Origin of the sequence: Nonlabens sp. Ci31, assembly GCF_012974865.1 — a bacterium.
GTDB lineage: Bacteria > Bacteroidota > Bacteroidia > Flavobacteriales > Flavobacteriaceae > Nonlabens.
In genome coordinates this window covers 59,414-72,987 of record NZ_CP043633.1, presented here as the reverse complement: position 1 = coordinate 72,987, position 13,574 = coordinate 59,414, and the positions used below count along the sequence as shown (strand labels likewise).

Genomic DNA, 13,574 nt, shown 5'->3' with positions numbered 1-13,574 from the left:
ATGCCTATTCATTATATTTACCCTTTAAATAAAAAAACATGAAAGGATTAGTTGCTTTTTGTCGATGGTTTGTCGGTATATTATTCATATTTAGTGGTTTAATTAAATTAAATGACCCTCTAGGATTCTCTTATAAATTAGATGAATATTTCAGTGCCGCAGTGTTAGGACTGGAGTTTTTGCAGCCGTTTGCACTTCCTATGGCTATTTTTGTAGTCATTTTTGAAGTGGTTTTAGGGATCATGCTTCTCCTAGGATTTCAGAAAAAGTTTACGATCTGGTCCATATTGCTCATGATTGTTTTCTTTACATTTTTAACTTTCTATTCTGCATATTTTGATAAAGTGACGGATTGTGGTTGCTTTGGTGACGCTATTCCCTTAACACCATGGCAATCTTTTTACAAAGACGTGGTGCTCTTAGTGATGATATTGGTTTTGTTTTTTAATATGGATAAAATAAGTTCCGCTTTCGCGGCATGCCCGCCGGCAGGCAGGAAAGCAAAATCCTCCATCATCATTCTCGTAGCCACTATCATTTGTTTTATCATCGCATATTACGTGTTGATGCATTTACCTATTCTTGATTTTAGAGCCTATAAAATAGGAACCGATATAGAAGATGCGATGAAGGAAGACCCTAGTCATCCAGCTATTTATGGGTACGACTGGTATTATACGGTCGATGGAAAAGAAGAAATAATTACTACAGAAGGATTGCCACCAGAAGGTCGACCAGCTTATGATAAAGTAGAAACACGTATTATTCAAGAAGCAGCACTTCCTAAAATTCATGATTTTTCTATAGAAAAAGACGGGGAAGACTACACTCAAGAAATCTTAGATAAAGAAAAAGTAGTCTTTGTCATGATTTACGACATGACCAAAGCGGAAGAAGGCGGTATGCAAAAGTTAGCTGCTTTTATAGAACGAGCGCAAAAAGCAGGTTATGAGGTGATAGGGCTGAGTGCAAATCCTATAGACCAATTGCAACCTTTACTGGATGCAAATAATGTGGAGCTGCCATTTTATACCACAGACGGGACTCAAATTAAAACTGCAGTAAGGTCAACACCATCTATAATGACGATTAAAAAAGGTGTGATTACTGCTAAGTCGCATTGGAATGATTTTGAGCAACTGTCTTTATGATAAGCTATGCGCTTAAAAAAATGGGTTATGCGATACTGACATTATATGGTGTCGTTACAGTAATTTTCCTTCTATTCTATCTTTTACCAGGAGACCCAGCACAAATGATGCTGGGGCAAAATGAGTCGGAAGAGCAACTGGCAAATGTGAGAGCTAAATACGGTTTGGATCAATCTGTAGGAACTCAGTATTTGTATTTTCTCAATGATTTATCACCGGTGTCTTTTCACAGCACAGAGGCATCTGATTTTACTTACGACGAGGGTCAGTACACCGGTATAGATCTCCTTACTATAGGGTCAACATCTACATACGTCAAATGGCCTTACCTCAGAGAATCCTTTCAAAAAACGGGTAAAAAAGTAAGCTATATCATAGGAGAAACCTTGCCCAACACCATGATTCTAGCACTGGCAGCTATAAGTATTGCATTGGTTTTGGGATTGGTTTTAGGAGTGACATCAGCTTTGTATAAAAACAGCTGGATCGACCAAATCATTCAACTGGTCAGTACGATGGGAATGAGTATTCCTAGTTTTTTTAGTGCCATTATTTTTGCTTTTATTTTTGGGTATGTGTTACATGAATATACGGGGCTGAAGATGAGTGGTAGTTTATATGAAATGGATGATTATGGAGAAGCAATGCGATTGCAATGGCGCAATTTGATTTTGCCAGCAGTAGTACTTGGCATACGACCGCTAGCCGTTATTTCTCAATTGATGAGAAACAGCCTGCTCGAAGTCATGGGACAAGAATACATCACTACAGCTTATGCCAAAGGACTCACCACATTGCAAGTGATCAAAAGGCATGCGTTTAAAAATGCACTGAACCCAGTAATCACTGCTGTAAGTGGTTGGTTTGCTAGTTTGCTTGCGGGCGCTGTGTTTGTAGAATATATTTTTAATTGGAACGGAATAGGAAAAGAAATTGTAGAGGCTTTAAATACGCAAGATTTACCGGTCATTACAGGAGCGGTTCTTGTAATTGCAACCTTGTTTATCCTTATTAATATTCTGGTGGACTTGATCTATGTATGGCTGGATCCTCGAGTGAAGTTGGAGTAAGAACTTGAACTTGAACTCGAATTTGAACTTGAATAACAAAGATCGACTACGGTATAACGAAAGTTGAAATAAATTAGGAGGAAAGAAGAAAAGAAAAGATTCAACAAATTTTAATCAAGAATCCAACAATAATGATAATCCCAAGCAACCGTTTAAGCTCGGAGGTTTTGCCATGGAAAGAAGTAGGAAAGTAAAATCAGAAGTTAGTATGGTAAATTCTGAGGTTTTAAACCTCATATGATTCTGAACTCGAACTCGAACTCGAATTTTACGACAAAAATCTAACTAATCTAAAAATTTTGTATTAGAATAAAGTCGGTACTTAAATTAAAGTATGCTAGGTAACCTTATAGGTTTGAAATAAACACAACTGATTAATGGAATATAGACGAGTAAGCACGTTTCAATTTAAGTTGGAGTTTTAAAAGATCAAGAGAATGTAAAATAGAGATGCTGTTCACAAATTATGAAACAAGATCGAAGACTCAAACGGCCCTTTTCTCTCCTAATACCACATATCTTAATCCTTAAATCTTTTTGTAACGCAAACGTTTTTTACTATTTTAAACCCAATACCTTCACATTCATTTGCACAACAACAATAAAAACGGCAATTTTGAAATTAACGATCAATTGATAACGACCCCAAAAAAAATACCATGAGAAAAAATATAGTAGCTGGAAACTGGAAAATGAACTGTGATCTACCGCAAACAACAGATCTAATCAATGAGTTAAAAAAAGGTCTTGTAAAAGACGTCAATTGTGAAGTGATGATTGCTCCATCGCATCCCTTCTTATACAATGCTTTTAATAGTACATTAGATACCGTTATTGAAGTAGTGGCACAAAACGTATGCGAAGCTCAAAAAGGAGCCTATACAGGAGAGGTTTCTGTAGATATGTTAGATAGTATAGGAATTAAAACAGTCCTTATAGGTCATTCTGAGCGCAGAGATACTTATGGAGAAACGGACGAATTACTCGCTGCCAAAACTAAAACGGCTCTTGAAAAAGGAATGCGTGTGATCTTTTGTTGTGGAGAACACTTAGAACAACGTAAAGCCGGTAACCACTTTGAAACAGTTACTCAGCAAATTGAAAAAGGACTTTTTGACCTTAGTTCAAAGCAAATGGAAAAAATAGTTGTGGCATATGAGCCAGTATGGGCGATAGGTACTGGAGAAACGGCAAGTCCAGAACAAGCACAAGAAATGCATGCACACTTGCGTTCTTTTATAGAATCAAAATTTGGAAAAGAAACCGCAAACAATACCAGTATCCTTTACGGAGGAAGTGTAAAACCTGCAAATGCTGCAGAGATTTTTGCAAAACCAGATGTAGATGGAGGTCTTGTAGGTGGCGCTTCATTAGACGCACAGTCTTTCCTCGATATCGCTAATGCATTTTAAGAATTTATTTTTACTCGTATTCCTGACGATAAGCTCACTAGCAGTAGCCCAGACGGAGTATGGGTTCAAAGTAGCCGCTGCTGCTGAAGAACTGACTAAAGATCAGGTGATTTATAACGGCAGCTATTTTAATATTCCGTACCCTAATGGAGACGTACCAAAACCTTATGGTGTTTGTACAGATGTAATCATTAGAACCTACAGAAAGCTAGGAATCGACTTGCAGAAGGAAGTTCATGAAGATATGAAAGCGCACTTTTCTAAGTATCCGCAAAAATGGGGATTGAAGAAAACAGACACTAATATCGATCACAGAAGGGTGCCTAATTTACGTACTTTTTTTACTAGAAAAGGAAAGAGTCTAGATCTAAGTCAGCTGGCGGTTGATTACTTACCTGGTGATGTAGTTAGCTGGACGTTGGGCAATGGACTGACACATATAGGAGTGGTTTCCAAAACAAAATCAAAAGACCAAAAACACTACTTGATGGCGCATAATATTGGCGCTGGACAAGTACTAGAAGACTGCCTATTTAAATTTAATATTACAGGACATTACCGATATGGAAAATAATACAACCGATCAGATTTATGTGGAATACAGTTTTAAAGTAGCCCCACAACAACCTTGGAATGATGTGCTTATGGCACAACTGGGCGAGGTAGGTTTTGAGAGTTTTATAGAGACAGAAGATGGTATCAAGGCGTATGTGTTGCAATCTCTGGATAGTGACGATATACTCGATACGGTGGATCTTATGGATAATGATTTGTGTGATATCGCTTTCGCGAAAGCGGCAATACCAGCAACAAACTGGAACGCAGAATGGGAAAAGAACTTTGATTCCATTACGGTGAATAACCGATGTGAAGTACGCGCCCCATTTCATAAGGCTAGCGGTGTCGAATTTGATATTGTGATAGAACCAAAGATGAGTTTTGGTACGGGACATCACCAGACCACGCACATGATGATACAGCATTTATTAGAAGAAAATGTCGCAGGTCTCGATGTGTTGGATATGGGTAGTGGTACTGGAGTCTTAGGTATTCTAGCTCAAATGCGAGGTGCTGCGGCAGTGGACGCTATAGATATTGATACTTGGTGTTATGAAAATGCACTGGAGAATGTAGAGCGTAATAAAATGGATAAGGTAAATGTCATTTTAGGTGGCGCAGAGCAGCTGGCAGGTAAATCTTATGATTTTATCATCGCTAATATCAATAGAAATATTTTGCTTCAAGATATACCTGTATATGCAAAGAGTTTAAAAAGTGGAGGCACCATTCTTTTCAGTGGTTTTTACGAAGAGGATTTAGAAAACATTAAAAATAAGTGTAATGAATGTGGCATTGTTTACGACTCTCATATTAAGAAAGATAACTGGATAGCTGCTAAGATGTTGAAAGCATAACTTTAACTTTATAGTTGATTTTTATTAAGTGGATTTGTTTTAAATTTATACACATGAAATTGAGCACACAAGAACAGGTACTTCCAGAATTGGAGTTGGAAGTCTTGGAGCAAAAGGAGAATAAAATTGTCCTTTTTAATGATGAAGTAAATTCATTTGATCACGTCATAGATATGCTGGTGGCAGCATGTGATCACACACCTATACAAGCAGAGCAATGTTCTCTTATAGTACACTATAAAGGAAAATGCAATGTGAAGTCAGGAGATTACGATGATTTAGAGCCGCGATGTACCGCTTTGTTAGAAGCTGGATTAACGGCTGAGATTCAATAGAGATTTTGCTTTCCCCTTTTTATTCAATTATGAATAAAACATAAATGCCTACTTTAAGTAGGCATTTTGTGTATATACAATTTTGAATTAGCTTTTAGAAGCCAGCGAGTTGCTCAAAAAAGGAACCTATCTTTTTTGATCTATCAATGAGGTGAATTTCTATGATCCAGTGACGCTGCTCTCCATGAGCACCTGTTAGATTCATAGGAGTATGATTTTCTGGATGTATGTAATTTGTTTTTACTTCTGTTTCTAATTTTTCATGCGGAAAGTGACCTATCAAGTGTCCAGCAATAGGACCGCCAAATTCCCAATCATGACGTTCAGCTAGCACAACACAAAAGCTATATAATTGAGCACCCGTAATGGAAGGATGACTTTTAAAATGCTCGTTAGCTACAAACCATAGTTTTTCTGAATCTGCAGCCAGTTGCTTTTTATAAGGATCAGCTCCAATAACGTAAGTCCTACCATAGTCTGCTTCCCATTCTTCTAGTATAGGACCGAAGTCTATAAAAACAATATCATCTTCCTTAACCACTAAGTCCGGCGGATTCTCATCATAGGGATGTAGTGTATTTTCTCCAGCGCGCACGATGCGTTTGTGCCAGTATTTTTGAATACCAAATAATTCGTCAGCGAGCTCGAAGATATCAGTGTTGATTTGTTTTTCAGTCCTGCCAGCTTTTATAAGTTGTCGCTTTTCAATTTCTTGAAATAACAAGGCTGCTTTTTCTTCTGCTTTTTGAAGTTCTATTAAGGTAGTAGTCATAAAGTAAAAATAGTATTCAGTAGGGAATTGTAAGCATGTTCTTGCGTATATATGAAAAGCATGTCGTGTTAAAAAGCAGGGACTAGCATCTCAGGAGTGCACAAGTCAAGACAAACAAAGGGTTTCAAGCGACTTGTTGCTCTTTCATCTTGATAATACTCAGGTAAATGCAGCACAGTTAAGCTCAGCATAACAGTTCTAGGCATCACGCGAAAGCGTCAGCAAAACCCTAGTTAACAGACTTTTTTTATGAGTTGAGCTAGAAATAATTAATTTTGAGTTTGCGTGCAATTAAAAATTAATGTTAATTAATATCATTAACATTACACATTGATAGTAATACTATTATATTTGTGCGTTAATAAAAAGCTATGCATACACTCCTCAAAAACCTTAAAGTAGAGATCAACGATAAATTATACGTCAAAGATCCTGAAAGTTCTGACTTAGGCAAACGTATACTGAGTTGTAGTATAGAAATGATTTATGAATTGGGCTTTGAACAATTCACTTTTAAAAAGCTTGGGCTTGCCATTAAATCTAATGAAAGTTCTATTTACAGATATTTTGAAAATAAGCATAAACTATTACTTTACCTTACCTCATGGTACTGGAGCTGGCTGGAGTATCAATTAGTTCTTCAAACGTTGACCCTATCTGTCCCTAAAGATAAATTGAATAGAGCTGTAGAGATTTTAACTCAAGAAGTGACACAAGACTCTAACTTCAGTCATATAGATGAAGTGCTTTTAAATAAAATTATTATTTCAGAGTATTCTAAATCATATCTAACTAAAGAAGTTGATATAGAGAATAAAGAAGGTTATTTTGCAGTGTACAAACGACTGGTCTTGAGACTTAAGGACATGATTAAAGAGGTTGATCCTGCTTATGCATTCCCTGCCTCATTAAGTAGTATGGTCATACAAGGTGCGTTGCATCAGCACTTTCTAAAAGATCATTTTACAGCCATTACAGATTGTAATAGTACCACAACGCCTACGTCTTATTTTTTAAATCTTATAGATCAACTTATTATATCAAATGGAAAAAAATAAAAACATACTTACCGCATGGCAGCGCCTCATCAGCATGCTCGAGTTAGACAAAAAGGACATCAGGCAGATCTTCTATTATGCTATTTTTGCTGGTTTAGTAGGTCTTTCCTTGCCTTTAGGAATTCAGGCGATTATTAACTTAATTCAAGGAGCGCAAATCAGTACTTCTTGGATCCTATTAGTGGTATTAGTCACTTTAGGTGTTGCTTTTGGTGGGGTATTGCAAATTATGCAAATTCGAATTACGGAGAATATCCAGCAGAAGATATTTACTAGGTCTTCCTTTGACTTTGCTTACCGGTTTCCTAAAATCAAGATGAGTGCCTTACGAGGTTTTTATCCGCCAGAATTGGCTAATAGATTTTTTGACACCCTCACCATACAAAAGAGTCTGTCTAAATTACTAGTAGATTACCCTACAGCTATTTTACAAATTATATTTGGTTTATTACTCTTGTCTTTTTACCATCCATTCTTTATTATTTATGGAGTTTTACTGGTAGTTTTAGCCTTTTTTCTATTTAGATACACTGCAGAAAAAGGTTTAAGAACCAGTTTGTTAGAGTCTAAAAGCAAGTATAAAGTCGCACACTGGCTTCAAGAGATTGCGAGATCACTAATTAGCTTCAAACTTTCTGGAATTACTCATCACGCAGTTGATAAGAACGATGTATTAGTTTCGGAATACCTGAAGTATAGAGAGCAGCATTTTAAAGTGCTGATTATACAAGCAATTCAACTGATAGGTTTTAAAGTCTTGATTACGGCAGGACTTCTTATTATTGGTGGGTTGCTGGTCCTTAGTCAAGAAATGAATATTGGACAGTTTGTAGCCGCAGAACTCATTATTTTGATCATTATAGGAGCTGTTGAAAAAATTATATCTGGCCTAGAATCATTTTATGATATTCTAACATCTTTGGAGAAACTAGCCCAGGTGGTCGATAAGGAGTTGGAACCTCAATCAGGAGAGCATCCTTTTAATAAGGAACAAAATTTTCATGTAGAACTCGATCAAGTAACTTACACAGTTCCAGAAAGAACACGACCTATATTAGAAAACATCTCTTTAAAAATTTCTGAAACATGTACCATACTTATAAATGGTTCTAACGGTAGCGGTAAAGCTACTTTATTAAGACTTATCGCTGGAATTATCGAGCCTACTCAAGGAAGTATTTATGTGAATAATTCAGATTTAAGAGGTCTTGATCTTAATTATTACCGAGCAAATTTAGGGCAGTCATTAACAGAAGAAACGCCTTTTGAAGGTACTTTAAGGGATAACATCACCTTTGGAGATATAAGTATTGACGATGAGCGTATTTATTGGTCCCTTGAGAAAGTAGGTCTGATTAATTATATTAAAAAATCACCTAAGGGATTGGACACTATGATTTTTCCAGAAGGAAAAGAATTGAGCTATACGGTCGGAAAGAAAATTGTCCTTGCCCGCAGTATAGTTAGACAACCGAAAATGCTTATTTTAAAAGACCCGCTGGATCAGTTTGATGAAGAAGAAGCGACCAGGATCATGGAGTTCCTTACAGATCCTGCTAATGGGTGGTCACTAGTTGTTGTTAGTCAGAATAGTGAATGGAGAAAACGTTGTAGTAGATTAGTAACACTGCACAACGGTAAATTAATTTTAGATCAATAATTATGCTTAATATATCTAAAAATGAGCTCAAGGACCAACCTAATTTGAATAATTTCAATGCGGGTAGAAAAGTGATGAAACGCAAGCATTACAAATACTTCAATAGATTTTTAGGCGGTTTTGCTCTTTTTGCTATCATATTGATGTTTTTACCTTGGACACAAAATATAAGTGGAAACGGTTTTGTAACGACATTAACTCCAGATCAAAGACCGCTTACGCTACAATCTGCCATCGCTGGTCGTATTGAACACTGGCATGTGCGAGAAGGAGATCGAGTTGAGAAAGGAGATACTATTTTAGAAATAAGCGAGGTAAAAAGCGAGTATATGGACCCTGATTTGGTAATTCGTGCAGGGCAGCAAATAGACGCAAAATCTGCAAGTGTACAATCGTATCGAGAAAAAATAGGACAATTAGATAATCAAATAGAAGCTCTCGCAGGTGAAAGAGTGCTGAAATTGGATCAAGCAAAAAATAAATTGCTTCAAGCCAAATTAAAAATAGATCAAGACAGTATAGATCTTATAGCTGCAAATAATGATGAAAGAATAGCTCAAAAACAGCTGGAACGTACAGAGCAGCTAGAAAGTGAAGGCATTAAATCTACGGTAGATGTGGAAGATAAAAACCTAAAAGCTAGAAGTACTATGGCTAAGGCAAATTCTCAAGAGCAAAAACTATTGCAAACTAGAAATGCGGTAATAGTCGCAGAAATTGAACTAGGTCGCATCAAACAGGAATATGCAGAGAAAATTGCAAAAGCTCGTGCCGAACAGTTTACAGCACAATCCAGCCAGTTAGATGTAGAGGCAGAGGTGAGTAAATTAGAGACAGATCGCTCTAATTATCAAATTAGAACCGATCTTTATTTTGTAAAAGCTCCTCAAGATGGATTTATCAATAAAGCAATTTTGGGTGGTATAGGAGAAACCTTTAAGGAAGGTGAACCATTGATCAATATCATGCCTACTAATTACGACCTTGCTGTGGAGACCTTTGTAGAACCTATAGATTTACCTTTGATCCATGAGGGTGAGAAAGTACGGGTACAATTTGACGGCTGGCCAGCAATCATTTTCTCTGGATGGCCTAATGCTTCTTATGGTACGTATGGTGCAAAAGTGATTGCTGTAGAGACTTTTATTACAGAAGGTAAAGGTAAATATAGAATTTTACTTGCTCCAGATGAAGAAGATCATGCCTGGCCAGATGCTTTGCGTCCAGGCTCTGGTGCACGCACTATTGCGTTATTGGAAGATGTGCCTATCTGGTATGAATTATGGCGTAGACTTAATGGTTTCCCGGCAAATTATTACATACCAGAAACTACTAAAAAAGAGACCAATGAGAAGAAGAAAAAGTAACTTATTCTCTTGTTGGTTTGCGGTCTTGGTGCTATTTGTTTCTATGAGTTTGAAGGCGGTTCCGCTTTCGGGCCATGCCTGCCGGCAGGCAGGAAAGCAAAACACACAGCAAGCTCCTCAAACCATATTACTTGACACCACGATCATGAGCCTAAGAGAATTTTTAGGTTACGTAAAAAAATTCCATCCAGTAGTAAAGCAAGCAGGACTCGTGGTAGATCAAGGTCAAGCGCAATTACTCAAAGCTCGTGGTGGTTTTGACCCTAAAATCGAAGTAGATTACGATCGTAAAGATTTTAAAGGAACTGAATATTACGATGAGTTGCGAGGTGCTTTTAAGATTCCCACTTGGTATGGAGTGGAATTTAAAGCCGGGGCAGAGCGCAATGAAGGAGCCTTTCTAAATCCGTCTCTCAATGTTCCAGAAGAGGGATTATACAGCGCAGGAATTAGTGTGCAATTAGGTCAAGGATTGTGGATCAATGACCGTATGGCCACCTTAAGAAAAGCAAAATTATTCAGACAGCAAACACAATCTGAAAGAGATCTACTGGTCAACGCCGTTTTATATGACGCAACCGAAGTCTATTTTGAATGGTGGCAAGCAGCCCAAGAAAAAGAATTGTTTCAAGGGATTTTAAAAAATGCTCAGATACGCCTTAATGGTATCAAGCGCAGTGTAGAAACAGGCGATAAGGCTGTCATCGATTCTGTGGAAGCTCGTATTGCAGTAAAGACAAGACTGTTGGGATTTGAACAAGCAAAAATTGATTTTATCAAAAAAAGACTGGAACTATCTAATTATTTATGGCTAGATGACGTTCCTGTAGAGTTACAAGAAACGGTTATTCCAGAAAAGGATCTGATCTCTCAAATTGATGCAGCCTTAGAGATAATGGGACAGTCATTAGATTTATTTACGGTAGAAAATCATCCTAAAATTCTAGCGTTGCGACTTAAAATGGATCAGCTAGACGTAGAACGGCAGCTGAAGGGGAATATGTTATTACCTAAAATAGAAGCCAGTTATGATGCGATTTCTCCAGAATGGGATAATGGTAATTCTTTCCAATTGAGTGATTACAAAGCAGGTTTATCCTTTTCTATGCCTTTGTTTCTCAGAAAGGAACGCGGGGATTTAAAACTGGCACAAATCAAATTACAAGATGCAGAATATGATGTGCTAGCCACCTCGCTCGCTATAGAAAATAAGGTAAAAACTATATTCAACGAGATCGACTCCTACCTTATACAAAATGATATCACTCAAGAGATAGTACAAGATTCTCGACTCATGCTCACTGTAGAAGAGCGCAAGTTTGAGTTGGGAGACAGCTCTATTTTCTTAATCAACGCTAGAGAAACTAAGCTTATAGAGGCAAGTCTTAAAAGACTAGAAGTCGGTGTGAAACTGTTGAGTTCTAAAGCAAGGCTTTTTAACAGTCTCGCCTTAGTTCCTGAGAATTTGTAATTTATTTTATGGTTAATTAGAGATTGCCATCACAATTCTAAAAATAAATGTCAATTAACGAGATAAGTGATGTATTGAATTTAGGAGTCACTGTTACGGAGCCTGCCTGCATTAGCTTGTTGAAGTGTTTAAGGTAGCGGTGTTTTATTTTTTCTAGATATTAGAATCTTTTTTTTCTTTATGGTATTCTTTGGTACTTTCGATGGTAAGCCGGTCTATTTCATCCAGCTCTTCTTTAGTAAGATCTCTATAGGTACCATGGGGTATGTCTAGCGATACATTCATGATGCGTATGCGTTTTAACTTGGTCACTCGGTAGTCCAAATACTCACACATACGTCGTATTTGTCGGTTGAGACCTTGTGTAAGTACTATTCTAAAGGTTTTACGTCCTATTTGTTCTACTTCACATTCTTTAGTTACCGTATCAAGAATAGGGACTCCTGAACGCATTTTTTTAATAAAACTTTCGGTAACACTACGATCTACGGTGACAATGTATTCTTTACCGTGATTGTTTCGAGAGCGTAAGATTTTATTGACAATATCACCATCGTTAGTAAGGAAAATAAGTCCTTCACTCATCTTATCCAGTCTTCCTATGGGGAAAATACGGGTAGGATAATTGATGAATTCGATGATATTGTCTTTTTCTACTCTGGTATCTGTAGTACAAACAATACCTACGGGTTTGTTAAATGCAATGTAAACCGGTTTTTCTTTTTTCTTAGAAATAGATTCACCATCTACAGCCACGGCATCATCAGGCAGGACTTTAGTACCCATTTCAGGAACCTTCCCGTTTATAGTGACACGCTCTTGCTCAATGAGTTTGTCTGCGGCGCGGCGGGAACAATATCCTTGCTCACTTAAGTATTTATTAATGCGTATTCCAGTAGTTTCTGACATGTTGCAAAGGTAGGATTTTGATCCTTATGATACATTCCTCTATAACAGACTTTATACCTGCTAAATAAATACAAATATCAATATTCTCTGCTTTATAAACCTAATTGTAACTTTCTAAGGGATGTATTCTTACAAGCTCCAAAGAGTTTCTAATTAAGGCTAATATGGTTGTATAAATACAATTATTAAAAGGAAATGGCTGATTCTTAAAGCAGGAGTTCCTTAATTAGTTCTCCTTTGTAACAAAATTATTTTTTGGACTACTTATAAGCATATCTATCCTTATGGAAACGAATCAAAATCAAGAAAATCAACAGCGTCAATCTGAATTTTTTCAACAACAACAATACCAGCAGCCTTATTACCAGTATATGCCTACTGATAATTTAAGCACTTTTGCAACGCTGCATTTGGTAAAGGGAATCCTAACGATTTTATTTTCGTTATTCTTTTTACTCTATATGTTTGTAGGAACTGCGTTGACATTTGGATCTATGAATAATGACCCAGACCTTCCATTTCATCCAGGGAGTATTTTTATTGTGATAGGAGCAGTAGGATTTGTAATTACGGTTACCATAGGTATCTTAACTTTATTAGCTGGAAAATATATGAAGGAGCGACGCAATTATAACTTTATTTTTGCTATTTCAATAATCAATTGTATCACGGGTATATTGGGAATCCTTCTAGGGGTTTTTACCATTTTGGATTTGAATAAACCTCATGTAAAAGCACAGTTTGAGCCAGGCTATGATCCACAAAATCCTTTTGGGCAGAACGCTTAGAAAAAGACTTCCGCCTGCCTGCTTGCCGATAAGCATAGCCAGAAAGTATACGGACACTTATTATTTTATTCGGTAATAAGTATTGCTTGTATTTCCATAATTATAAGCGCTATTCATCAATATAAAAGAGGATAGCAGTACCTTTGCCATCTGAAATAAAATGAAC

13 protein-coding genes are annotated in these 13,574 nt (G+C 36.9%); 11 read left to right on the top strand and 2 right to left on the bottom strand.

Going from position 1 to position 13,574, the window contains the following annotated elements:
• The first annotated feature begins 38 nt into the window (after positions 1-38).
• The 6 genes from F0365_RS00355 to F0365_RS00330 all read left to right on the top strand — a co-directional run bounded on the left by F0365_RS00355 (position 39) and on the right by F0365_RS00330 (position 5,383).
• Positions 39-1,151: a BT_3928 family protein gene (locus F0365_RS00355; RefSeq protein ID WP_169931823.1), complete on the top strand. Its 1,113-nt coding sequence runs from the start codon at positions 39-41 to the stop codon at positions 1,149-1,151.
• Positions 1,148-2,221 carry an ABC transporter permease gene (locus tag F0365_RS00350; RefSeq protein WP_169931822.1) on the top strand — a complete coding sequence of 358 codons (1,074 nt, stop codon included), beginning with the start codon at positions 1,148-1,150 and terminating at the stop codon, positions 2,219-2,221. Before F0365_RS00355 ends, F0365_RS00350 begins: the two co-directional genes overlap by 4 nt.
• 659 nt (positions 2,222-2,880) lie before the next feature.
• Complete coding sequence (gene tpiA / locus F0365_RS00345) at positions 2,881-3,633, top strand: triose-phosphate isomerase (RefSeq protein ID WP_169931821.1); 753 nt, start codon at positions 2,881-2,883, stop codon at positions 3,631-3,633.
• Positions 3,623-4,207: a DUF1287 domain-containing protein gene (locus tag F0365_RS00340; protein WP_169931820.1), complete on the top strand. Its 585-nt coding sequence runs from the start codon at positions 3,623-3,625 to the stop codon at positions 4,205-4,207. Before tpiA ends, F0365_RS00340 begins: the two co-directional genes overlap by 11 nt.
• Complete coding sequence (gene prmA, locus F0365_RS00335; protein ID WP_169931819.1) at positions 4,197-5,048, top strand: 50S ribosomal protein L11 methyltransferase; 852 nt, start codon at positions 4,197-4,199, stop codon at positions 5,046-5,048. Before F0365_RS00340 ends, prmA begins: the two co-directional genes overlap by 11 nt.
• Before the next feature lie 53 nt (positions 5,049-5,101).
• Positions 5,102-5,383 (top strand): ATP-dependent Clp protease adaptor ClpS, encoded by a 282-nt coding sequence (locus F0365_RS00330; RefSeq protein ID WP_410505463.1) that lies wholly within the window; start codon positions 5,102-5,104, stop codon positions 5,381-5,383.
• Positions 5,384-5,477: 94 nt separating this feature from the next.
• On the opposite strand, the gene F0365_RS00325 is transcribed toward F0365_RS00330, so the two are convergent.
• Positions 5,478-6,155 carry a M24 family metallopeptidase gene (locus tag F0365_RS00325; protein ID WP_169931818.1) on the bottom strand — a complete coding sequence of 226 codons (678 nt, stop codon included), beginning with the start codon at positions 6,153-6,155 and terminating at the stop codon, positions 5,478-5,480.
• 371 nt (positions 6,156-6,526) lie between these two features.
• On the opposite strand from F0365_RS00325, the gene F0365_RS00320 reads away from it, so the two are divergent.
• From F0365_RS00320 to F0365_RS00305, 4 genes are read left to right on the top strand one after another with little or no spacing between them, the layout of a single operon-like run.
• Positions 6,527-7,213, top strand: a complete 687-nt coding sequence (locus F0365_RS00320; RefSeq protein WP_169931817.1) for a TetR/AcrR family transcriptional regulator — start codon at positions 6,527-6,529, stop codon at positions 7,211-7,213.
• On the top strand, positions 7,200-8,873 hold the full coding sequence (locus F0365_RS00315; protein ID WP_169931816.1) for a peptidase domain-containing ABC transporter: 1,674 nt from the start codon (positions 7,200-7,202) through the stop codon (positions 8,871-8,873). Before F0365_RS00320 ends, F0365_RS00315 begins: the two co-directional genes overlap by 14 nt.
• A 2-nt stretch (positions 8,874-8,875) precedes the next feature.
• Positions 8,876-10,240: an HlyD family secretion protein gene (locus F0365_RS00310; protein WP_169931815.1), complete on the top strand. Its 1,365-nt coding sequence runs from the start codon at positions 8,876-8,878 to the stop codon at positions 10,238-10,240.
• The gene (locus F0365_RS00305; RefSeq protein WP_169931814.1) at positions 10,221-11,711 is read left to right on the top strand and encodes a TolC family protein; all 1,491 of its coding nucleotides are present in this window, start codon (positions 10,221-10,223) and stop codon (positions 11,709-11,711) included. Before F0365_RS00310 ends, F0365_RS00305 begins: the two co-directional genes overlap by 20 nt.
• Before the next feature lie 153 nt (positions 11,712-11,864).
• Here the strand turns inward: F0365_RS00305 and rluF are convergent, their stop codons facing one another.
• Complete coding sequence (gene rluF / locus F0365_RS00300) at positions 11,865-12,620, bottom strand: 23S rRNA pseudouridine(2604) synthase RluF (RefSeq protein WP_169931813.1); 756 nt, start codon at positions 12,618-12,620, stop codon at positions 11,865-11,867.
• 284 nt (positions 12,621-12,904) lie between these two features.
• Between rluF and F0365_RS00295 the strand changes: the two genes are divergently transcribed.
• The gene (locus F0365_RS00295) at positions 12,905-13,408 is read left to right on the top strand and encodes a hypothetical protein (protein ID WP_169931812.1); all 504 of its coding nucleotides are present in this window, start codon (positions 12,905-12,907) and stop codon (positions 13,406-13,408) included.
• Positions 13,409-13,574: the final 166 nt, after the last annotated feature.

Bases quoted from the DNA above. Each gene is read 5' to 3' on its own strand.
- F0365_RS00355 (WP_169931823.1), top strand. From the start codon at position 39: ATGAAAGGATTAGTTGCTTTTTGTCGATGGTTTGTCGGTATATTATTC.
- F0365_RS00350 (WP_169931822.1), top strand. From the start codon at position 1,148: ATGATAAGCTATGCGCTTAAAAAAATGGGTTATGCGATACTGACATTA.
- tpiA (WP_169931821.1), top strand. From the start codon at position 2,881: ATGAGAAAAAATATAGTAGCTGGAAACTGGAAAATGAACTGTGATCTA.
- F0365_RS00340 (WP_169931820.1), top strand. From the start codon at position 3,623: ATGCATTTTAAGAATTTATTTTTACTCGTATTCCTGACGATAAGCTCA.
- prmA (WP_169931819.1), top strand. From the start codon at position 4,197: ATGGAAAATAATACAACCGATCAGATTTATGTGGAATACAGTTTTAAA.
- F0365_RS00330 (WP_410505463.1), top strand. From the start codon at position 5,102: ATGAAATTGAGCACACAAGAACAGGTACTTCCAGAATTGGAGTTGGAA.
- F0365_RS00325 (WP_169931818.1), bottom strand. From the start codon at position 6,155: ATGACTACTACCTTAATAGAACTTCAAAAAGCAGAAGAAAAAGCAGCC.
- F0365_RS00320 (WP_169931817.1), top strand. From the start codon at position 6,527: ATGCATACACTCCTCAAAAACCTTAAAGTAGAGATCAACGATAAATTA.
- F0365_RS00315 (WP_169931816.1), top strand. From the start codon at position 7,200: ATGGAAAAAAATAAAAACATACTTACCGCATGGCAGCGCCTCATCAGC.
- F0365_RS00310 (WP_169931815.1), top strand. From the start codon at position 8,876: ATGCTTAATATATCTAAAAATGAGCTCAAGGACCAACCTAATTTGAAT.
- F0365_RS00305 (WP_169931814.1), top strand. From the start codon at position 10,221: ATGAGAAGAAGAAAAAGTAACTTATTCTCTTGTTGGTTTGCGGTCTTG.
- rluF (WP_169931813.1), bottom strand. From the start codon at position 12,620: ATGTCAGAAACTACTGGAATACGCATTAATAAATACTTAAGTGAGCAA.
- F0365_RS00295 (WP_169931812.1), top strand. From the start codon at position 12,905: ATGGAAACGAATCAAAATCAAGAAAATCAACAGCGTCAATCTGAATTT.